Raw genomic sequence first — 20,015 nt, 5'->3', positions numbered from 1 at the left:
AGAGCTATTGCAATCGAGGAAAGTGAATTTCCTGCAAACGGAGTGTCAACGCCCATCGCCGTGGTCGATAACGTCTGGCACGTCGGATGCCTCGGCGTCGGAGCCGTCGTCGGCGACGATGTCGAGCACCTCTTCGCGCACCGCGAGGCGCGCGCGGTCGGCGGCGTCGCTCATGCGGTCGGCGACGGCGATCTGCAGGGCGTTGAGCACGAGCAGCTGTACGAGCCCGCTGCCGAGAATGCCTTGATCCCACGCCTGGAAGCGCGCACCGGCGACGAGCAGGTGGTCGGCGCGGGTGGTGAGCGGGGTACGGGCGAAGCTCGTGACCCCGATCACGGTGGCGCCGGCGTCGACGGCGGCGTCCGCAACCGCGAGGGTCACCGAGTTGGCGCCACTCGAGCTGACGATGAGGCACACATCACCGGGGGCGAGCACGCGGGCGGTGAGGTGGGCGACCACGCCGTCAGCGGGCGCTTCGCAGGGCCGGCCGTTGACGGCGAACGCGACGGCCGACGCCTGGGCGGCGGCGTGCGAGGCGCCGGTGCCCGAGATCAGCAGGCGCGGCGCGCGGGCGATGGCGTCGGCAGCGGCGTCGAACGCGACCGGGTCGATCGAGGCGAGCGCGGTCTGCAGCATCCCACCCGCCCCTCGGCCAGCCACCGCAGAAAGCCCTCGGTGCCGGCGGGTGCGTCGGGCGCGGCGGTGGCGTCGGCGGCGAGGTCACGCACGAGCAGCATGCGCAGGTGCTGAAAGCTGCGCAGCCCCAGCGCCTGGGCGGTGCGGCTGACGGTGGCCGGCGACGTGTTGGCGGCTTCGGCGAGGTCGGCGCCCGACATGTCGACCACGTCGTGGGGTCGCTCGGCGCAGATGCGGGCGACGCGCTGCGCGCTCGGTACGAGCGACGGCAGGATCGAGAGGATGTGGTCGATGGTTCCGCCGAGCGGCGGCTCGTTGAGGGGCGAGTTCATGTAGCCGGTGATCACCTTTCGGGTTCGCCGCACATCGTATGGGCGCAATGCGACCACGACCCCAACCATAGGTGAACGCAGCGTTCATCGCCTCCGCTATCCGCGAAAGGCAATTTCATGACCTCCCTGCGTCCGCTCGAGCTCCCGAACAGTGCCATGCCCGCAAGGAAGTCGGCCAAGGGTGACTCGACCGAAGACGCCCACCTCGAGCGCCGCGATGGCGCCTACGATGACCGTCCGTGCGAGCCAGAGCCACGTGATCTGTCGATCCCGGCGGTCAAGCGCTCGAACGTTCCGCACGTCGATGTTCCGCTGGCGGGGGCGCCGGGGCAGCAGACACCGGTAACCAACGACGCGAAGAAGCCTGCCACGACGATGACGCCCGCAGCGCGGAACCAGAGGGCGGGGGCGACGCGCGAAACTGATCCTGCTCATGGCCCGATCAGACCGATGGCCACTCAGACGTGAAAGGGGAGACATCGCGTAGCCGCGATCCAGCAGAGAAGCTGAGGCGCTGTGAAACCGCCGCCCACATGATCGCGACGGTCGGCCGGCGTCCGAAATGTCCATATGGACATCGCGTGGACATTTCAACTGCGAAATGGACATTTCAGAAAGATCCCTACAAGATCGACGCTTGACCCGCACGCAGAAACCCCCTACTCTGTGAATGTCACATTCACTACTAACTGAGTAGAGGGAGACCCCACAGACCCACAGCCAGGGGAACCGCGCAACGCCGTTCCCCTCCCAGGGACAGGCGCCACACCGCAGCCTGACGAGCGCTCGCCGCGCTCTTCGCTCCGTCCCTCACGGCGACCGCCGTCCTCCCAACCAGGTCGCCGCCGCGGGGGCGGCTCCGTGACATAGCCGCCCCCGCACCTTCCCCTTCATGTCCGCGAAGAGAACGATCCGCGGCCTATACCCACAGACGCATCGGAGGATCCCATGGACAGCATCGACACCACCGCACCGGCAGACTGGCACGACTTCTACGTCGACCCCTTCCCCGGCCGCAAGGGCTCCGAGCGGATCACCGACACCTGCGGCAAGTGCATCGGCACCGGCCTGTACACCGGGCCCACCCACTTCACCGATGGCCACGGTCGCCCGATCTGCTTCGACTGCCACGGCACCGGCACTCGCAGCCGGCTCGTCAGCAGCGCTCGCGCCACCGCCCGCGCCCACGCGAAGGCGCACGCCGAGCACATCGACACGACGCGCGCGATCACCGCCCGTCGCGCTGCCTTCGAGGCCGAGCACCCCGGCCTGCGCGACCAGCTCACCGAAGCTCATCTGAGCATCCGGGAGGGCAACCCGCTGCGCGAGAAGATCGGCTACCTCCTCGACTCGCTCGAGGACTCCACCGGCACCCTCGACGCCGATGAGGTCCGCACTGCCCACGAGCTGCTCGAGCAGCTCGAGCGCGAGCTGGCAGCGCGCCGCCCCGTCCCCACGGGACGCACCCTCATCCAGGGTGAGATCCTCGCAACCAAGACCACCGACACCCAGTGGGGCATCACCGTCAAGATCCTCGTCCAGGGCGAAGGCTGGCGCGTGTGGGGCACCAAGCCCTCCGAGATCTCCTCCGCGACGCGCGGCGACGTCGTCGCATTCACCGCAACCGTCTCCGCCTCGGACGACGACGACAGCTTCGGCTTCTACTCCCGTCCCACCAAGGCGCACATCATCGCCGTAGGCATCCGCCGCACCGCATGAACGAGCGCCTCATGAACAGCCGCACCAGCCTGACGATCTACCCCGCCCACGACGAGCGGTCTCTGCATCCGCCGGCGCCGATACTCGTCGACGAGCACTACTTCGTCCGCTCCGGGCTCGAGCAGCTCCCCGCCCGCCTCATCGGGTTCAGTCCTGCCGGCGCGATCGCCATCACGGCATGGGTCCACGACGTGTTCCGCTCCCCCGAGCTCGCACGCGATCTGTACCCGACCTTCATCATCGCCGGCCGCGTCCACGCCCACCCAATCCCTGCTGCCCGAGTCACCGTGCGCGAGCCCTCCGGCGTCGTCCAGGTCGTCATCACCGACCCGCGAGGCAAGCGATACCGCCCCTACCTCGGCGAAGACCGCGACGTCGCCGACCGCATCGCCGCCGCCTGGGGTTCCCACCGCGGCTACTCAGCCACCGTCGAGCAGATCACCCCGGCGGCTACCGCCTGACCACACGATCGGAGATCACCATGCGCTGCCTGATGTGCGAAGAGCCCACCACCATGTACATCCCATCCGACGACGTCGATGGCGTCGGACTGCACAGCTGCGGCGCGTGCGGCTTCGAGATCGAAGCGCCTCGTGATGAGCCCATGCGCACCGTGCCCGCCGACAGGCAGCGCTCTCGACTTTCGGCGACGACGACGACGACGGTTGCGAGAACGCTGCAACCTCTCTAGTATCAGTGAATGTCACATTCACTACTTTCTGATTGATTGAGGAGATCGCCCATGAGCGAATCGGCAGAGACCGTCACTGAGGATGTCGTCTACGTCGGGCGCAGGCAGGCGGGCAATGGCAAGCTCGCGCACTGGTACCGCACGCTCGTCGACGGCGAGATCTCCGACAAGGAGCTCGGCTCGTACAAGCCGTACACGTCGGCGCCGGTCGGCGCGATCATCACGATCACTCGCCCGATCGACGAGCCGAACTCGCTCTACACCCGCGGGCTGCATGCGCCACGGATCACGGGCGCCTATGCCGACCGCGCGGCCACCGACGAGTGGCGTGTGACCGATCAGGCCGAGGCGCAGCGCGACGCGAACGAGCGGCGCGTCAAGCGGGATCTCGACGGGCTGCCTGCCGAGTTCACCGCAGCACTGGACACCCTGGGCGCGCACTTCTCCCGCCTCAACTCTCCGCAACGGGCGGCGCTGTTGTCGCTCGTCACCGCGAAGCTCCTGCGCTACTGAGGCCGAACGTGATGTCCACCCTCGACCTGCTCGACGACAGCTTCCCGCACGGCACCCCGGACGGGTACCGCCGCGGATGCCGCACTGCAGCGTGCCCCGCGCTCATCCCCTGCCGCACCATCCACACCCGCTATGCCGGCGACTTCTCCTTCGCGAAGCTCATCGACGCCGGCACGCCCCTTGCGGAGATCCTCGAGCGCGACGCAGCCGCACGCGACCAGTCCCGGCAGCGTGACAAGATCGCCGCTCGAGAAGAGCGCCGGGCCGCGGCCGAAGCCACGCAGCCCCGCCGACCCAAGCAGGCCTCGAAGCGCACACCGACAGCACGGCCCGCCCGCCCGCCGAAGACGGCGCCGCTGAGGATCGCGACCCCGCGACCGACGTTGCTGAGGACGCGCACGCATCCTGGCTATCAGTGGATCGACAAGGCCCGCCTCGCGGCCGAGACGCTCCCCGTCGAGCGTGCCAGCACGTTCGCGGAGACGGTCGACGGCTACGAAGCAGCGCTGGATCGTCACGTCGACGAGCTCGCACAGTGGCGCAGCGACCACCGGGATCTGCGCGTCCAGCTGCGTTCCGCGGTCGAGACGCTCAAGACGGCCACCATCGCCGCCGGAAGCGGCCTATCGGTCGGCGGCGTGATCGAGCGTGCTCTGCAGGACGCCACCGCCAGGCATCAGGCAGCAGTCGACGAGCTCGCGAAGCATGATCGCCCGGCACCGCCGGCCAGGCCGCGGATGCCGCGGCCGCAGACCCCGCGGGCCCCTCGCGTCTCCCGACCGCGGCAGCTGCAGCCGCACGGCACCAACGCCTGCCGGGCGCGTGGCTGCGATCGACCGGAGTGCATCGAGGCGGGCCGCGAGTATCACCGGCAGTGGATGGCAAACCGGAAGGAACAGAGCATCCCGGCCGAACACCACGGGACCGCCTACGGCTACCAGCTCGGCTGCAAGGACCGAGATCAATGCCCTGCCGAGATCTCCTGCGCCGACGCATCGCTGACCGAAGAGCGACGCCGGCGGCGGGAAGCCGGCATCGCCCCGCAGGCCCCGCGCGTGCCCGCTGACCCCGTTCGCCGGCACGTCCGACAACTGATGGCCTCCGGCATGACCATCCTCGAGATCGCCGACCGAGCGCAGGCCTCCAAGACCGGCGTGAAAGTCCTTCTCTACGGCCGCTCCGGCGCTCGTAAGGGAGAGCTGCCGGGCGAGATCGAAGCAGCGAAGGCGCAGCGGCTCCTCGCGCTGCAGCCGACCGCCTCCGCTGCGCAGCTCGCACGTTCCGCCTGACATCGACAGCTCAACCGCCGCAAGAAGGCCCCGCCGTTGAACTGGTCGCAGCGGGTCACCATGCGGATGATCGCCGATGGCCGGTCCCCCTCCGGTGGCGCCAGCTACCTCGATACGACAGGCCTGGGGATTCCCGGTGGCACCATCCAGTCTCTCCGCAGGCGCGGTCTGATCGAGCGCTACTCATGGGTCGAACCCGGCTGGGTGCTCACGAAAGCCGGCGTCGATGCCATCAACAGTGGCGCGTGTGACGAACCCGACAGCAGCATCGACGACTAACCTCACCGATCTTCGCAACTCGGGTGTCCGCGAACAGCGCCAAGACCGGCCTATACCCAGCAAGAAGGGCCTGCGGCACAGTCAGGCACGGGGGTTCCCCTACCAGACTCGCAGGCGTATAGTCAGTGAATGTCACATTCACTATTTGATTGAGGAGACAGGCCATGACCATCACCCAGGCCGCAGCCCCCACGGGCACCGCGGTCACCATCGCAGGAACCGTCCGCACACCGCTCACCCTCGTCCGCCGACTCACCGACCGTCAGGCGCGCGTAGGGTTCCGCGTCGAGACCGACGCCGGCTCATACAACGTCCACGCCAACGGGATCCTCGCCGAGATGCTCCGGCTGACGACCCACCGCGGCGACCGTGTAATCGTCCACGGCCCGGCTGTCACGTTCAGCCACCCTGCCCAGACCATCCCCGACCTCGAGGCCGACAGCGTCGAGCTCGACCTCCGCTGACCCACGACGAGGATGGACACCACGACGCATCAGCAGGAGAGAACCCCATGACCCGCATCTTCCACGTCAACGGCAAGCCCGTCGACGTCACCGACGCCGCCGCGGTCCAGGCACTCACCGCGGACGAGTACGCCGACCTGCTCGCTCAGACCCTCAACGACACCGACGCGACCGACACCGAGATCGTCGGACTGCGCCAGGACCAGCCCGACGCCGGCACAGGGTTCATCATCACCAACCCGCCCAACGAGAGCGGGAGCGAGCGATGACCGAGCGCCGGAACAACACAGCCCATCGCCGCGGCGTTGGTGTCCGCAGCGCGGAGGCTCGACGATGCCCCGTGTGCGGACGCGGCGCCGCGCTGGTGAGCGTCACTCCCCGCCCGCTCACGCCAGAGGAGACGACCACCTACTGCCGGTGGGACGACTGCACCTATGCGCGGGTGGTGCCCTCTTCGAGTGATCTGTCGCGGCTGCGAGACGGCACACATGCGACTGCGAGAGCGATCGCCGACGCCGAGGCTCGCGGAAGGATCGACGACGCTGCGAATCAGGTGCTGATCGACCGCCTGTACCCGCCGCTCGATTCGACCGGTCAGCCGTGGCGGAGCGCGTTCGATCATGCGCGCCAGGAAGGGCACAGCGAGGCCGAGGCATACGACTTCGCAGACGAGTACGCGGCCTACGTGGAGGACCGGCAGTACGAGATCCGCGATCCTGACCTGCCGATCCCGTCCCCGAGCGAGTACACGCGATGACCGGGCGTGAGAGTAGTAGGGATCGGCATCAGCGCACGCTGAGCGAGTGGACAACTCGCGCAATCCGGAGCATGTTGCGTTCCTCGGACCCGGCCACCGCCTTCGCACAGCAGGACGGGGTCATCAAGGATCGCATCAGGAACGAGCTCGGTCAGCACCGCCGCGCAACGCTGAGGGTGATCCTGCCGATCGTGCTGCTCGCTGTCGGCGTGGTGATCGTGGTCCCCGCCCCGATCGTGCTCCTGCCTCTTGCCGGCATTGCGGTGGTCTTCGTCATCATCGTGCGAGAGGACCGACTGGCCCGCCTGCACGAGGCGATCCAGCGTGTGGACCCCGACGAGGACACCCGATGAACGAGGCATCGCCGACCGTCACGCTGGACGTGCGCGCAACGATCGTGCGCACGATCCAGCAGCACACGGACGAGGCGGACGAGGAGGCCGGCTACATCGCGGACGACATCATGGACGCGCTGAGCCTGGGCAGCGAGCTCACGGTGACCGTCCCCAGGCTGCGGCGCCGCGGCGAGCACGAATGGCCGTGCGCGCTGTTCTACGTCGGGAACTGGAACGGTTCGCGGCCGCGTGCACGGTGCAGTTGCCCGCCTGCCGAGGCGGGAGCCGAAGGATGAAGGATCCCCGCCAGCTCTCCCAGGCTGAGCTCGACGAGTACCTCGACCAGCTCGTGCGTGACGGCGACGATGACAGCCCGGAGTTTCACCGCGCCTACCAGGTGTGGGAGGAGCTCAACGGCTGACGTTTGACCATGCCGCCCTCATCGGGGCCCTGCCGACCGGCGGGGCCCCGATTTCTGTCCGCGAACACCCCCAACCCCGGCCTATACCCAGCAGACGAACGGGAGAGGCCATGTGCGACGACATCGACCACGGAGGGCGGCGGTGCCCGTCGTCGACGGCCGAAGGGCAGCGGCGTCGCCGCGCCGAGAAGCGCGAGCGGAACGCCGAGAAGCAGCTTGAGGCCTTCATCGGCGCGACCCCGTTCCGGCCGGTCTCGGGCGAGCTGATGCGGATGAGCTCGCGCCCCAGCTATTGGGACACCGACGAGTGGATCGAGTACGAAGACACCCTGCGCGCGGCCGCGGAACGTCACGGGATCGAGATCTCCGAGCTGCAGCACGCGGACGGGCTCTGGGAGGGCACGTCGGAGCCTGCAGGCGCCTACATCGTCCACGCGGACAGCTTCGAGCAGGTCACCGACTGGGCCGGCGAGCTGGCGGGGCGGTATGAGCAGGACAGCATCATGGCCGGGTACTTCGACGCTGACGGCCCCGACCGGGTCTACAGCTTCGCCGCCGGCACCGGCTCGCAGCAGCAGGTCCAGGAGACCCTCGACATTCTCCGCGCCGCCGGCGCACCGGGAGGCAGGCTCTATGACGGCAAGCTCGAGATCGCGGAACCCGCCGAGTATCCGCTGCCGGCATCCGCCGTGAACGCGATCGCCGCCCGTCTCGGAACAGAACCCACCTTCGCTCGAGCGCACGTTGCCTTCGTGCCCGGCAACGACAGCTACCGTCACCACCAGCCGATCAAGGAGATCCAGTCGCTCAGAGAGCGGTACGCCGATGCGCACGGTTTCCCACAGCGCACGCCGATCCCCCGACTGACCGAGCTCGACGACATCGCTGCAGCGAGGGCATACGCGGCCGCACCGCACGAGCCCGCGCACCCGCAGGTCGCCCGCTCCTACCGATCACTGCGGCAGCACATCGGCGCTCAGTGGGACATGCTCACAGAAGCCGGCTACACCTTCGAGCCCTGGCACGGCGAGACCGAGCAACCCTACGCCGACTCTGCCGCGATGCTGGCCGATCTCCGCGAGAACAAGCACCTGTTCTACTTCCGCACCGAGGTCTCGCAGCACAGCGAGGGGGCCCTTCCGCCGGATCATCCGATGGCTCGCAGCGTTACGGTCACCCTGCCCACGGGCGAGCGGGCGCCGATGCTCGCCAACGACGTCTTCCGCGCCGTCCACGACGCGATCGCGCACAGCGAGGGCCACCAGTTCGGACCCTACGGCGAGAAGCGCGCCTGGTGGACACATCGTGCCTGCCTCCCCCGCGAAGCGCGGCTCGCGCTGTGGTGCGAGACGCGCGCGCAGAACTGCTGGACCAACGCCGGCCCCCACATGACCACGGAGGGGGAAGCCGGGCATCCCCGGCTCATTCGGCGAAGGGAACCGGGTTGGATGCCGCTGAGTGAACGCCCCTATGCGCAGCAGAAGTGCTGCCGCGTCGACTCAGCACTCCTCTAGTCCACGGCGGTTGACGAGGGTACGTCGCCCGCGTACCATCAGTGAATGTCACATTCACTACCGTTCTGATCTGAGGAGGACTCCATGACAACGGCCATCAAGATCACCCCCGCTGGCGAGATCGACACCATCCGCATCGACGAGCTGCCCGACTACCAGCGCGAGATCGGCGGCTGGGTCGCAGAGCTCCGCCTGACCAACGGCCACGCACTGCTCGTCGACGAGGAAGCCGGTCTCAAGGTCACAGAGCCGAACCTGCTCGCCTCGCTCTACCTGACCGAGCACGGCCGCAGCGCACTGCTGTTCAGCACCGCGCTCATCGTCGGGCTGCACCCCAGGACCGGTGAGTGGATCGACGTCGCCCCCGACGTCGACGAGCAGCTCCGCGCGATCGCTGCGCAGATCTGACCTCATGCCCACCCTGAACGCTCGGCCGGTACTCATGCCGGCCGAGCCGCCCTCCTCCCCCGCGAGCGACTACTGCCAGCGTTGGTCTCGCGGCGCCCATTCGTGGCGCCACATCTCCGAAGGCGGGTTCGACCCCCGTCTATACCAGGTGGCCCCGATCACGGAAGCCGCCGCGCGAGCATTCGTCATCGACGAGCACTACGCAGCATCCTTCCCCGCAGCACGCTTCTCGATCGGGCTGCTCACCCGCGACGACCGCTTCCCCATCAACGGCGCCATGGTCGACGAGATGGCACTGGTCGGCGTCGCCACCTTCTCCACCCCGATGAGCAGAGGAGTCCTCAGCTCCGTCTTCGGCACGCTCGAGCCCTACGAACAGAGCATCGAGCTCGGCCGATTCGTACTCACCGACACACCCGCGAACGCCGAATCCTGGTTCCTCGCACGCGCTTTCCGCCACGCCTACGACCGGGGCATCCGCGGCGTCGTCTCTTTCGCCGACCCCTTGCCACGGCGCCGACAGATCACCGAGACCCTCGACAACGGCACCACAATCGAGCGCATCGAACAGACCTCGCCCGGCCACATCGGCGGGATATACCAAAGCGTCAACGCGATCGCCCTCGGCCGCAGCACCGCACGCACCCTGAACTACCTCCCCCGCCGCGGCCTCGTGCTCTCCGAGAGATCTCTGTCCAAGGTAAGAGGACAGGAGCGAGGCGCCGACGCCGCCGAGCGACACCTGGTCTCGCTCGGCGCCCCCATCCGCCGCGCAGGGCAAGACCCGCGAGCCTGGCTGCGCGAGGCGCTCGCCGCGCTCGATGTCACGAAGATCAGGCATCCGGGGAACTTCCGATACGCCTTCCCTCTTGGCAGCAGCTCCCAGCGTCGCCGGCTGCCGATCGGGCTGCCGCGCACCGCGTACCCCAAAGCCGCCACCGACATCCTTCCGGGCTGAGACCCCCGCTGCAGGCGGGTGCAAATCGGAGTTGACGGGGCATATCGAATGCCTCATACTAGTGAATGTCACATTCACTACTCGTCCACTCTGAGGGAGGACACCATGACCACCAAGACCCGCCGCAGCGGCACCACCCGCCGCACCCCGGAAGAGCGCCGCGCACAGGCCGAGGCGCTCCACGAGCAGCTCACCGCACAGGTCGCCACGCTGGCCGAGAGCGAGAACTGGAAGGCCTGGCTGCGCTTCGCGCGCATCGTCCGCCGGCGCTCGTTCTCCAACCAGATGCTCATCCTCGCGCAGGGCGGCACCCACTGCCTCGGCTACCGCCAGTGGGAGACCCTCGGCCGTCACGTCGTCAAGGGCGCGAAGTCGATCAAGATCTTCGGCTACTCCACCAAGCGGATCGTCGAGGTCGACGAGGCCACCGGAGAAGAGTCCACCAGCAGTCGAGTGATCTACCCGGTGCTCTCCGTGTTCGACGTCCGCGACACCGATGGCGAGCCGCTCCCCGAGCAGCCGGCCATCTACCTCGAGGGCGACGACGTCGCAGGCCTCTTCGACCAGCTCGCCGACTTCATCACCGCGCAGGGCTGGGATGTCGCGCTCGAGGACATCGCACAGGACGGGCTCAACGGGTACACCGATGGCCAGGCCCGACAGATCCGGGTCGACAGCAAGATGGCACCGGCCATGCGCGTCAAGACCCTCCTGCACGAGATCAGTCACGCACTTCTGCACTTCGACGAGGGCAGCACCCGCGAGCACCGCGGAGTGATCGAGACCGAAGCCGAGTCGGTCGCGTACTGCGCCGGTGGCCTCCTCGGACTCGACACGTCCGCGTGGTCGATCGGGTACGTCGCAGGATGGGCCGGCGGTGACGTCGACCTCATCCGCAGCGTCGCCGGCAACGTCCTCCGTGCCGTCAACGCGATCGCCGACGCCATGCTCGGCGCCGACGACCAGGCCGCGGCCGCGTAACAGCCCTCGGGGGGCGGGCTCGCCTATGCCCGCCCCCGAGAATCTCTGTCCGCGAACACCCCGAACTGCGACCTATACCCCTAGACGAATACCCCGGAGGAACCCATGGATCTCGCCCTGTCTACCGCCCGCGACTTCGCTCCCCTTCTGCTGGGCAGCGGCGGCCTCGTCGGCATCCTCGTCACCGTCGACACTGCACGCCGCGCAGAGCGCACGGTACGGCGCAGCCTCAAGTTCCTCGTCACCCTTCTCCTCAGCGTCGCCGCGGTCGCCGCGGCCGTCGTACTCGGCGCCGCCCTCTTCCTCTGAACGGACCACTCATGAACCGCCGAACCACACGCCTCGCCTCCGCCGCCGGCGCTGTTGTCGTCGCCCTGCTCGCTGGCGCGATCGCGATCACCAGCCAGCCCTCCGGCGTCAGCGACCTCACCGACACCGCGCCCGCGCCTGTGCCTGTGCCTACCGCAGAGATCTCCGCGGACGCCGCCGCAGCCCTCGATGAGCTCGAGCAGCTCGTCGTGGCCGATGCAGCCGACCAGGACAGCTACGACCGTGACGCGTTCGGGCAACGCTGGGCCGACATCGACCGCAACGGCTGTGACCAGCGCAACGACGCACTCGCGGCCGCGCTCGAGAACATCACCACCAAGCCCGGCACACACGACTGCGTCGTCCTCACCGGAACGCTTCACGACCCTTACACCGGGCTCACGATCGCCTTCGAGCGCGGCCAGGGCACGAGTGAGCTCGTGCAGATCGACCATGTCGTGCCGCTCGCGTGGGGGTGGCGTCAGGGCGCCGACGAATGGGACGAGGCCCAGCGTGAGCGCTTCGCCAACGATCCTCTCAATCTGCAGGCCACGGACGGCAGCACCAACCAGTCGAAGAGCGATCGCGGCCCCTCCGAATGGATGCCCCCGAACGCGGACTACGGATGCGCCTACGCTGCGCGCTTCGTCGACGTCCTCACCGCCTACCAGCTGACGGTCAACCCGGCCGACTACTCCACGCTCCGCGCGCAGCTCGCCAGCTGCGCCGCATGACCCCCCACCCGAGAGGACTGACAACGATGAGCACTCTGAACAACATCGTCATCACCGATGACACCGGCACCCGTTACAACGATCTCTTCCTCGACATCCCGCTGGACAGCTACGAGATCTCCCGCTCCTCTGTCGGCTTCCATTCCGTCGACGCGATCGTGCCAGCCGACCCCTACTCGACCCGCGCATCCGAAGATGGTCCGCTCGGTGCACTGCTTTTCCGCTGGGCTCAAGCGCACGTCGCCGGCCGCAACTACATCATCAGCTGGCAGTACATCGACGCTCACGACGTCCATACCGTCGCCGTCGCCGACACCACCACTCGCGAGCTGCACTTCGTCAACCTGTTCGGCCACGTCATCGCCGGTCGACGCAGCTACAGGCTCCGTGAGCTCGCCGACGCGCTCGACCTCCTGATCGACGCCAGCTTCGACTGAGGACCAGGCCATGCTTTCCGACGAGGTCGCTCGACAGATCATCCACGGCAGCCCCGAGGGCTACGACCTCGGATGTCAGACCCGCGCCGGATGCGCCAACCACCACCACCCCACGCTCATGACCTGTTTCGCCGCCGCGATCGCCGTCCGCGATGACTGGCGCCTCGCGAAGCTGCCTCGCAACGAACCCCTCCCCAAATCCGCTCGGCGGCTACGCCGCTCCTCCCCCAGAAGCAAGGAAGGAACACCCTCATGACCGACCCCGAGCTCACTGCGTGGCCGGCACTGCGCCTCGGAGATCATGCCCTCATCCGGGAGCGCGCGACAGCACGCGAGCTCGCCGTCACCATCGTCGCTCTGCTCGAGCCGATCGAGGGCGAGGGTGAGGGCCTGGTCGACCACCGGGGCCGCGTCATCCGGCACCACTTCTACGACGCCCGACCCATCGCGGCCGACGTCGATCTCCCCGACCAGCGCGACGTCGACACACGCTTCGCCCGACTGACCGCAGATCTCCTGAACACGAGGACACGATGACCGCACCGCTCACCACCACCGAGACCCGCCTGCTACACAAGTCGCTCGAGCTCGCCGCCGGCTACGCGAACAATGAACGCGACGAGACCGCGATCCTTGAGCTCAGCGCACGCATCCGACAGGCACAGAAGACCATCCCCTCTGCACCGGACGCGCACACCACGATCCTCGCGACGATCGACGCCATAAAGCGCGCAGGACGCCACGAGCAGCTCACCCCTCAGCTGCTCGACCGAGTCGCTGACGAGCTCCTCCAATCCACCCCGCTCTGACCGCCCCGCGCGGTACACTAAGGCGCGGCACCCGGCTGTTGAGCAGGTTCCCTTCCGCCCCTCGGGGCGATGGCTCCTCCTCAGTTGGATCGTTGGTGAATGTGACAATTTCCACGCTCCGGCCGGGTGCCGTTTTCTCTTGCCCCGGTGGCACGCGATCATCGACGATTGCTCACCGGTGGACCAGTCGCCCTCACATACTCCGACCAGGTGCACTCGACAGCGAGCCTCATTGCATCGTCGGGGAAGTAGCCGATCAACACTCGCCGCTCGGGATCGCGATCGAACGTCACGGAACGCAGCAGCCTACGGCCGCGGATCTCGACATGGCGGATGATCGCGATCCTCTTGCTGTGGTCGAACACGTACCAGATCCCCGGCTCCGGCGACGCCTGCAGCTGAGACATCGGAGACCAGTGCTGCACCACAACAGCGAACACTATGCCGGCGCACCGACAGCCCCGTGCCGACGACGACCGCGTGACTCAGCTCGTCAGCGACCCGCCGGATCCGTAGGCGTCGTGGTCATACCGCTGTAGCGCAGCAATGAACTCGGCACTAGTGATCTCATAGCGAGCCACCGCGGCCGCGGCGCCGTGGAACAGAGCAGCGTTGGGATACACACGGCCGCACACTGGGCAGACCGCGAACTCGTCGGGGTCGGCCGAACCAGCAGCATCGAAGGCAAGACGCCCAAGACGATCGGCGCTCCGCCAGTCCTGAGTCCACGAATCATTGCCACAGGCGCAGACCTGATTCTCCCCTTCCTCATCGACCGTCGCGGTCCCATCGACGCGGACGGTCGGGTACGGCCAGCTCACGATGCCGCACTCGCTGCTGTCGCCTTGCGGGGACGTTTCTTCGGCATCGCGAGCTCGTCGACCGTGGTGAGCTTCGCATAGCTGGCGAACAGCGCTCGCAGTCGGTCAGCCTCCGTCGCTATCCCCCGCAGGCCCAGGGCCTTGTCGACAGCAGTGTCGAGCTCACGATGCGCCCGGAGCAGTTCGGGCGACATCGCGAGGGGGTTGTAGTGGTCTGCGAGCGAGCGTTCTGGGCGTAGCGCTCTCGCATCCAGAACGGCTTGCCCCCCGGCGATGATGGCGGCACGCTGCGTGTCGGTGAGGGCGGGCAAGGGGAAAGTGTTCCACGTCAGGGTGCTCGAGAAGCGCAGACGAGACTCAAGGCGACCGCCGATAGTGCGCTGCCAGGTGATGAATGCCGACGACGAGATCACTGCGAAGGCGAGGCCGTCTGGGTCGTCTGCCTTGAAGTTCGCGTCACCGCAGATCACATCAGGGGTGAACAGGGCGGTCGGGAAGAACTTGCGTGTCTCGCTCACATGCCGCGGCACACAGACATAGGGCGTGTCGGGTTGCGACCTTTGACCGAACAGGTGCGGCGTGTCCGCCATCTGTCGCGTGGACTCGGCCTTCGACGCTGCGCGGAACTGACGCACGGCATCCAGCCGCCCGCGGAGTATCGGGGATCGGGCGATGTCGCTGGGGTCAAGATCCACGAGCCACAGGCACCACCGGGGTTCGTTGTGGATGAGCTGTCGGGCGCCGACAAACGGCCGGACGTACTTCGCGGCGATCGGATCTGCCATCACTTCCGCATAGTCGGCCGGCTCGATCAGGAGATTGCCGTCGTCGCGAGCCATGTTCCCGAACACCATCGGAGGGAGAGCCGACGCCAGCGGGCTTCGCCGCTGATCGATTAGCACAATGGGACCGTCGACCAGGTATCCGTTGAGCTGATCCACGACGGGGATCTCGACGGGCTCGCCCTTGAGGTTTCCTGAGTAGTCGAACAGCCGCGCTCTCTTCCTCGACGGCCGGTCAAAACCGATCACCGAGCAATGCACTGCCGCAGCGCCGGGCGCTTCACTGGTCCACGCGAACGTCCGGTGCGCGAACTTGACGCGCCACCCTGCGGCAAACACAGGGCCGAAGAGCGCTGGCACCGGCTCTCCCTGTGCGATCGAGTTTGTCGAGACGAACGCGAACTCGCCTCGGTAGCCGGGACGGCCGAGCAGCTCGAGAGCCTTCGCGTACCAGCCGGTGACATAGTCCAGCCGACCGATGTCGTCCCTCCGCCACACGTCGCGAAGTTCCTGCGCTTGCTCGGTCGAGCGGGTGGCGTGGCCGAGGAAGGGCGGATTGCCCATGATGTACAGGTGCTCAGTCGGTTGTAGGACAGCTGCCCAGTCGACACGCAGCGCGTTGCCGACGACGATGCTCTTGATCTTGTCCAGCGGCAGCGGATCTGGTGCAGATCCAAGCGCCAGCTCCATCGCCTGGTTTGCCTGGTGTTCCACCAGGTGCAGCGCCGTCGCTGCGATCTGCGCGGGCCATTCCTCGAGCTCGATCCCGTGGAAGCTCGACAGCCGCACGGCGAGGTGCTCCTCGGTGAAGAACATTGTGCGGGCCGTCTCACCGGACAGCTCTTGGATCCGCAGCAGAACCTCAAGATCGAGGGCTCGCATCTGTCGGTAGCCGACCACCAGGAAGTTGCCACAGCCGCACGCCGGATCAAGGAATCGCATCAGCCCCATGTCCGCACGCAGCTTCTTGAGCTTGGCGGTGTCGTGGTACCCGTCCGTGAACCGCTGCCGCAGCTCATCGAGGAACATCGGGCCGATGACCTTCATGATGTTGGTCTCGGTGGTGTAGTGCTCGCCGAGCTCACGCCGAGCGGTCTTGTCTTTGACGGCCTGGAAGAGGCTGCCGAAGATGGCCGGCGAGATCGCCGACCAGTTGAACATTGCAGCCGCGATCAGCCGGTCACGCATGCCTGCGTCGAACGACGGGATCGACACCGATTCCTCGAAGACTCCACCGTTGACGTAGGGGAATCGCGAGATTAGCTCGTCGAGGTTTGACTGCCGACGAGACGGCTCACGTCCCATGACCTGGTACAGCAACGACAGCTGAGGCCCGAGGTCGGAACCATCCGTCGCGGTGCGGGTCTCGAGGAACTCGAGGAACAGATCGCGATCCCACACTCCGGCGTCATCGGCGTAGAGGGCGAACAAGGTGCGCACCAGGAACACCGACGCCTCGTGATCGTCGTACCCAGACCCCTCGAGGGCCTCGTAGAGGGACGCCATCAGCTTTGCCGCTTTGATCGACGCAGACTCCTGCGCCTTCGATCCGAAGGTGCGCTCACCGTACCCGGCGAGGAAGGCGAGCACGTCAGCGCGATCCCGCATCTGGGTCAGGGCGAACTCCTGCACACCCTCGCTCTCAGCGTGGAGATCGAGCAGACGGAACCGGCGGAAGTCGCTCGTGATTACCCACCGAGGAACCTCCGGGTCAGGAAGGTCGTCAATGTAGTCGAGCGCCTGCTGCTCAGCCGCGACGAGATCCTTGCCGGCGGACTTCATTTCGATCAGCGCGAGACCAGGGATCAGCGCGTCGATGTATCCGCGCGAGCCGGTCGACGAGCGCTTGACACGCTTCTCGTAGAACGCCGCGCGGGTCTGGGTTATCCCGTACACGCCGAGCAGATCCCGGACGAAGGACTGCGCTTGCTGTCGCTCGTCGCCGGGCTCGTCCTGCCAGTCACGGGTGAACTGCGCAGCGCGGGCTCGGATCTCATTCATCGACAACGACTTCGGCACGATCCCAACGCTATCCGGCCAGACCACTCGCACCCGGTACTACCCGACCTCCGTCCGCAGCGTGGCGGCTGCTTGGCGCCACCACCACAGCGACGACGACGACGACGACGTCTTGACATGAGCGCCGACTGATTCTAGGGTAGTGAATGTCACATTCACCACCTGAGGGGGTCATCATGCGCGCGTTTCCCGTGAACCGCGACACCATCGACCTGTTGGTCACCGCCGCCTACATTTCCACACCCGCCTACCGCAGCAGCACTCCGCGCGAGCTCGCCGAGAACGCCGACCGGATGGGTCAGAGCCTCTGGGATGAGAACTACGCGAGCGTCAGCTACGCGATCAAGCAGCACATCGCCGCACCGCGCTACGAATGGCAGCCGGTCGCCGAGATCGTCCCCCATGCCGATGACGAGCAGGCGTTGCAGATCGAGCGCAGCCGTCTACTGCTCGCCGAAGTCTCCTGCCATCACCCCGGATGGGATCAGTCCCCTGCGCGTGACCTCGTCGAACGCCTCGGCGACGCGATCGCGCGACGGTTCGCTCACCGCCCGCTCGTCGACTCCCCGGACCACCTGGGCGTGAAGGAGTATGAGGGCCTGCATCGCGCCGCCGAGGTCTGGGAACGGGAGATCGGATTCCGCCACCCTCTCACGCACGACGCGGCCGCGCGGGAAGGGAGCCGGCCATGATGCTCACGATCATCCACGCGGCCGCGGAAGGCACCCTCATCGAAGGGACCAGCCGGGGCGACGGCACGGCCGATACTCTCAAGGCCAACGGCTGGCGGTGGAGCCGGGCGCTCGGATCTTGGTACATCCCCCACTCCCGCGACCGCGAACCGAAGATCGCGATCATCAACCGCACCGCCGAGCAGCTCACCGCTGCCGGGTTCGTCGTCGAGATCTCGATCGACTATGAACGCCGGGCCGCGGCCGTCGTCGAGGCTGACCTGGTCGACCGCAGGAACGATCGCGCTGCCGCCCTGGCGGTGCGCGCAGATCGACGACACCAGGACGCCACCGAAGAGGCAGAGCGCGCGGCCCGCGCGCTGCGACGCCTCCCCGAAGGTGGCGAGCCCATCAAGGTCGGACACCACTCGGAGGCCGGCCACCGCCGAGCGATCGGCAAGGCGGACGCGGCGATCCGCCGCTCCATCGACGCCGACGCGGCGGCACGGCGCGCCCAGGTGCGTGCCGACGTCGCGGCCGCGGCGACCGATGCACGGTATGCGCCGATCACCGTGGCGAACCGGATCGAGAAGCTCCGCGCAGATCGCGCCGGCATCCGTCGACGTCTCGACGGGTCAAGCCGCACCCTTCCTGGCGGGTATGTCGAGGTCACGGCTGCAGCCACCGGCGCCTACGCCGAACGGCTCGAGAGGGAGCTGGCCGCGACCGACGATCAGCTCACCTACTGGCAGGAGGTCCGCGCCGAGCAGGTCGCGACCGGCGCGGCCACCGACCACAGCAAGGACACCATCAGCGTCGGCGACCAGATCAAGTACTTCGGCGCCTGGTGCACCGTAACCCGCACCAACCCGAAGAGCGCCACCATCGTCGACGCCTACGGCCACCGCGGCACAGTCCCTTACACGCACATCCGCGAGCACCGTGCCGGCCAGAGCGGAGCGATCTCATGACCATCGCCGCCCGCCCCCGCACGATCCCGGAGCCCACGACTCGTTGGCTCCGCCGTCTCGTAATCGCGCTGCTGTACATCGCAGCCGCGGTCCTCTCTGGGTGGCTCGGGATCCTCGCCGCGCCGATCCTCGATCGCATCATCGTCACCGCCGCGGCGGTGATCCTCGTCCCCATCACCATCGCGCTCGTGATCGACTTCTTCAGCAACCCAGATTGAGCGTCCGATGCCCGCCTACAAGGTCCAATGGCAGCAGCGCGTCGACGTCACCGCCACCGTCACTGTGGAGCTCGACGAGCTCGCCGACTGGGCATGCGAGCATCTCGGGCTGCGCACCCTCGAGGCCGGTGCGCCGGCAGGCGCGGCGCCGGCAGGGGTTCGGATGATGCTCGAGCGGAACGGGCCTCTGCGGGAGCAGCTGCTGCAGCGGTGGGCAGCGGCGCACATGCCGCACAGATGATGTCCCGCTCCGATGAGCAGAGCAGAGGCCCCACCGGCGAAGAGCTGCCGGTGGGGCCTCTGTCGTCAATCACGCGAGCCGTTGCGCGAGCTCGTCGATCTTGTCGGGACGGAAGCCCGACCAGTGATCCTCATCCGTGATGACGACCGGTGCCTGCAGGTAGCCGAGCGACTTGACCTGTTCGAGCGCTGCGGCGTCTTCGCTGAGGTCGACGACGTCGTACTCGATTCCCTTAGCATCGAGCGCGCGGTGTGTCGCGACGCACTGTACGCATGATTTCTTGGTGAACAGCGTGATCGTCTTGTCGCCGTTCGTCAGTGTGGTTGTCATGGGTGATCTCTCCTCCTTCCTGGGTCTCGTTTGCTGAGCATGGCGGGCAGCTCAGACACGGGCAGCCGCGCGGCGCTTGAGCCACACGATGAGCGCGATCGCACCGATCAGGATCGCGAGGATGACGAGGATCTGTCCCCAGCCGAGGCCGACGCCGTCGACGACGGGGATCGCCACGGTTTCACCCTGCTCGAGCAAGTGGTACTTCAACATCCACGCGCGCAGCGGATCGAGGAACATCCCCAGCGACACTGCGCCACTGGCCAGGACGAGCACGGCGATCAGCAGCAGCGAGATCCAGTCGTCTTCCGACACGCTCTGGTTCGACACGCGATTCATCCCTTCTCTCGGGGCCGGTAGGCCCGCAGCATCATGA

General features: G+C 67.3%; 32 protein-coding genes. 26 read left to right on the top strand and 6 right to left on the bottom strand.

All coding sequences use genetic code 11. From position 1 onward, the window contains the following. Positions 1-45: 45 nt before the first annotated feature. Positions 46-636, bottom strand: a complete 591-nt coding sequence (locus QQZ13_RS05625; RefSeq protein ID WP_005052796.1) for an SIS domain-containing protein — start codon at positions 634-636, stop codon at positions 46-48. Then, positions 552-968 (bottom strand): MurR/RpiR family transcriptional regulator, encoded by a 417-nt coding sequence (locus QQZ13_RS05620; protein WP_165801295.1) that lies wholly within the window; start codon positions 966-968, stop codon positions 552-554. Before QQZ13_RS05620 ends, QQZ13_RS05625 begins: the two co-directional genes overlap by 85 nt. A gap of 117 nt (positions 969-1,085) precedes the next feature. Here QQZ13_RS05620 and QQZ13_RS05615 point away from each other — a divergent pair, with 117 nt between their 5' ends. The 22 genes from QQZ13_RS05615 to QQZ13_RS05510 all read left to right on the top strand — a co-directional run bounded on the left by QQZ13_RS05615 (position 1,086) and on the right by QQZ13_RS05510 (position 13,586). Beyond that, entirely contained in the window at positions 1,086-1,436 is a 351-nt protein-coding gene (locus QQZ13_RS05615) for a hypothetical protein (protein WP_005052795.1), read from the top strand. Positions 1,437-1,916: 480 nt separating this feature from the next. Beyond that, positions 1,917-2,687, top strand: a complete 771-nt coding sequence (locus QQZ13_RS05610) for a hypothetical protein (protein WP_217316627.1) — start codon at positions 1,917-1,919, stop codon at positions 2,685-2,687. 11 nt (positions 2,688-2,698) lie between these two features. Then, the gene (locus QQZ13_RS05605; protein ID WP_062633397.1) at positions 2,699-3,148 is read left to right on the top strand and encodes a hypothetical protein; all 450 of its coding nucleotides are present in this window, start codon (positions 2,699-2,701) and stop codon (positions 3,146-3,148) included. A 281-nt stretch (positions 3,149-3,429) separates the two neighbouring features. Further along, positions 3,430-3,891, top strand: a complete 462-nt coding sequence (locus QQZ13_RS05600; protein WP_005051901.1) for a hypothetical protein — start codon at positions 3,430-3,432, stop codon at positions 3,889-3,891. A gap of 11 nt (positions 3,892-3,902) precedes the next feature. Further along, on the top strand, positions 3,903-5,180 hold the full coding sequence (locus tag QQZ13_RS05595) for a hypothetical protein (RefSeq protein ID WP_005051902.1): 1,278 nt from the start codon (positions 3,903-3,905) through the stop codon (positions 5,178-5,180). Between the two features lie 36 nt (positions 5,181-5,216). Then, a complete protein-coding gene (locus QQZ13_RS05590) occupies positions 5,217-5,459 on the top strand; it encodes a hypothetical protein (RefSeq protein ID WP_005051904.1) in 243 nt (80 codons plus the stop codon). Between the two features lie 164 nt (positions 5,460-5,623). Next, the gene (locus QQZ13_RS05585) at positions 5,624-5,923 is read left to right on the top strand and encodes a hypothetical protein (protein WP_062633405.1); all 300 of its coding nucleotides are present in this window, start codon (positions 5,624-5,626) and stop codon (positions 5,921-5,923) included. A 47-nt stretch (positions 5,924-5,970) separates the two neighbouring features. After that, the gene (locus QQZ13_RS05580; protein WP_005052790.1) at positions 5,971-6,192 is read left to right on the top strand and encodes a hypothetical protein; all 222 of its coding nucleotides are present in this window, start codon (positions 5,971-5,973) and stop codon (positions 6,190-6,192) included. A 95-nt stretch (positions 6,193-6,287) separates the two neighbouring features. Next, positions 6,288-6,680 carry a hypothetical protein gene (locus QQZ13_RS05575; RefSeq protein ID WP_284528112.1) on the top strand — a complete coding sequence of 131 codons (393 nt, stop codon included), beginning with the start codon at positions 6,288-6,290 and terminating at the stop codon, positions 6,678-6,680. Further along, positions 6,677-7,033: a hypothetical protein gene (locus tag QQZ13_RS05570; protein ID WP_005052786.1), complete on the top strand. Its 357-nt coding sequence runs from the start codon at positions 6,677-6,679 to the stop codon at positions 7,031-7,033. Before QQZ13_RS05575 ends, QQZ13_RS05570 begins: the two co-directional genes overlap by 4 nt. After that, positions 7,030-7,311 (top strand): hypothetical protein, encoded by a 282-nt coding sequence (locus QQZ13_RS05565; protein ID WP_005052783.1) that lies wholly within the window; start codon positions 7,030-7,032, stop codon positions 7,309-7,311. Before QQZ13_RS05570 ends, QQZ13_RS05565 begins: the two co-directional genes overlap by 4 nt. Next, positions 7,308-7,436, top strand: a complete 129-nt coding sequence (locus QQZ13_RS05560) for a hypothetical protein (RefSeq protein WP_005052780.1) — start codon at positions 7,308-7,310, stop codon at positions 7,434-7,436. Before QQZ13_RS05565 ends, QQZ13_RS05560 begins: the two co-directional genes overlap by 4 nt. Positions 7,437-7,546: 110 nt before the next feature. After that, positions 7,547-8,950, top strand: a complete 1,404-nt coding sequence (locus QQZ13_RS05555; RefSeq protein ID WP_005052778.1) for a hypothetical protein — start codon at positions 7,547-7,549, stop codon at positions 8,948-8,950. Positions 8,951-9,034: 84 nt separating this feature from the next. Further along, on the top strand, positions 9,035-9,358 hold the full coding sequence (locus tag QQZ13_RS05550) for a DUF3846 domain-containing protein (RefSeq protein ID WP_005052776.1): 324 nt from the start codon (positions 9,035-9,037) through the stop codon (positions 9,356-9,358). A gap of 148 nt (positions 9,359-9,506) precedes the next feature. Next, the gene (locus QQZ13_RS05545; protein WP_043341031.1) at positions 9,507-10,316 is read left to right on the top strand and encodes a hypothetical protein; all 810 of its coding nucleotides are present in this window, start codon (positions 9,507-9,509) and stop codon (positions 10,314-10,316) included. Between the two features lie 105 nt (positions 10,317-10,421). After that, entirely contained in the window at positions 10,422-11,297 is an 876-nt protein-coding gene (locus QQZ13_RS05540; protein WP_005052771.1) for an ArdC-like ssDNA-binding domain-containing protein, read from the top strand. Positions 11,298-11,402: 105 nt separating this feature from the next. Next, entirely contained in the window at positions 11,403-11,606 is a 204-nt protein-coding gene (locus QQZ13_RS05535) for a hypothetical protein (protein ID WP_005052768.1), read from the top strand. Between the two features lie 11 nt (positions 11,607-11,617). Beyond that, positions 11,618-12,340, top strand: a complete 723-nt coding sequence (locus QQZ13_RS05530) for an HNH endonuclease family protein (RefSeq protein WP_005052767.1) — start codon at positions 11,618-11,620, stop codon at positions 12,338-12,340. A 26-nt stretch (positions 12,341-12,366) separates the two neighbouring features. Next, positions 12,367-12,777, top strand: a complete 411-nt coding sequence (locus QQZ13_RS05525; RefSeq protein WP_005052764.1) for a hypothetical protein — start codon at positions 12,367-12,369, stop codon at positions 12,775-12,777. A gap of 10 nt (positions 12,778-12,787) precedes the next feature. Continuing rightward, positions 12,788-13,033, top strand: coding sequence for a hypothetical protein (locus QQZ13_RS05520; protein WP_005052762.1), 246 nt, complete (start codon positions 12,788-12,790; stop codon positions 13,031-13,033). After that, positions 13,030-13,314, top strand: coding sequence for a hypothetical protein (locus QQZ13_RS05515; RefSeq protein WP_005052760.1), 285 nt, complete (start codon positions 13,030-13,032; stop codon positions 13,312-13,314). Before QQZ13_RS05520 ends, QQZ13_RS05515 begins: the two co-directional genes overlap by 4 nt. After that, on the top strand, positions 13,311-13,586 hold the full coding sequence (locus tag QQZ13_RS05510) for a hypothetical protein (protein WP_005052758.1): 276 nt from the start codon (positions 13,311-13,313) through the stop codon (positions 13,584-13,586). Before QQZ13_RS05515 ends, QQZ13_RS05510 begins: the two co-directional genes overlap by 4 nt. A 485-nt stretch (positions 13,587-14,071) precedes the next feature. Here the strand turns inward: QQZ13_RS05510 and QQZ13_RS05505 are convergent, their stop codons facing one another. Then, on the bottom strand, positions 14,072-14,407 hold the full coding sequence (locus tag QQZ13_RS05505; RefSeq protein WP_005052756.1) for a hypothetical protein: 336 nt from the start codon (positions 14,405-14,407) through the stop codon (positions 14,072-14,074). After that, the gene (locus QQZ13_RS05500) at positions 14,404-17,208 is read right to left on the bottom strand and encodes a DNA methyltransferase (protein WP_228164380.1); all 2,805 of its coding nucleotides are present in this window, start codon (positions 17,206-17,208) and stop codon (positions 14,404-14,406) included. The genes QQZ13_RS05505 and QQZ13_RS05500 overlap by 4 nt, the downstream gene beginning before the upstream one ends. A 191-nt stretch (positions 17,209-17,399) precedes the next feature. Here QQZ13_RS05500 and QQZ13_RS05495 point away from each other — a divergent pair, with 191 nt between their 5' ends. Genes QQZ13_RS05495 through QQZ13_RS05480 form a run of 4 tightly spaced genes read left to right on the top strand, consistent with a single transcriptional unit; the run spans position 17,400 to position 19,309 of the window. After that, a complete protein-coding gene (locus tag QQZ13_RS05495) occupies positions 17,400-17,900 on the top strand; it encodes a hypothetical protein (RefSeq protein ID WP_217316608.1) in 501 nt (166 codons plus the stop codon). After that, entirely contained in the window at positions 17,897-18,850 is a 954-nt protein-coding gene (locus tag QQZ13_RS05490; protein ID WP_005052750.1) for a DUF3560 domain-containing protein, read from the top strand. Before QQZ13_RS05495 ends, QQZ13_RS05490 begins: the two co-directional genes overlap by 4 nt. Further along, positions 18,847-19,068 (top strand): hypothetical protein, encoded by a 222-nt coding sequence (locus QQZ13_RS05485; protein ID WP_005052747.1) that lies wholly within the window; start codon positions 18,847-18,849, stop codon positions 19,066-19,068. The genes QQZ13_RS05490 and QQZ13_RS05485 overlap by 4 nt, the downstream gene beginning before the upstream one ends. A gap of 7 nt (positions 19,069-19,075) precedes the next feature. After that, entirely contained in the window at positions 19,076-19,309 is a 234-nt protein-coding gene (locus QQZ13_RS05480; RefSeq protein ID WP_005052746.1) for a hypothetical protein, read from the top strand. A gap of 69 nt (positions 19,310-19,378) precedes the next feature. On the opposite strand, the gene nrdH is transcribed toward QQZ13_RS05480, so the two are convergent. Together nrdH and QQZ13_RS05470 are read right to left on the bottom strand one after the other, a co-directional pair. Beyond that, positions 19,379-19,639 carry a glutaredoxin-like protein NrdH gene (gene nrdH, locus QQZ13_RS05475; RefSeq protein WP_005052743.1) on the bottom strand — a complete coding sequence of 87 codons (261 nt, stop codon included), beginning with the start codon at positions 19,637-19,639 and terminating at the stop codon, positions 19,379-19,381. A gap of 51 nt (positions 19,640-19,690) precedes the next feature. Continuing rightward, positions 19,691-19,969 carry a hypothetical protein gene (locus QQZ13_RS05470; RefSeq protein ID WP_139833205.1) on the bottom strand — a complete coding sequence of 93 codons (279 nt, stop codon included), beginning with the start codon at positions 19,967-19,969 and terminating at the stop codon, positions 19,691-19,693. Positions 19,970-20,015: the final 46 nt, after the last annotated feature.

Source organism: Microbacterium sp. T2.11-28, assembly GCF_950097975.1.
In the GTDB taxonomy this organism is placed as follows: Bacteria; Actinomycetota; Actinomycetes; order Actinomycetales; family Microbacteriaceae; genus Microbacterium.
This window is presented reverse-complemented; position numbering and strand designations above follow the sequence as displayed.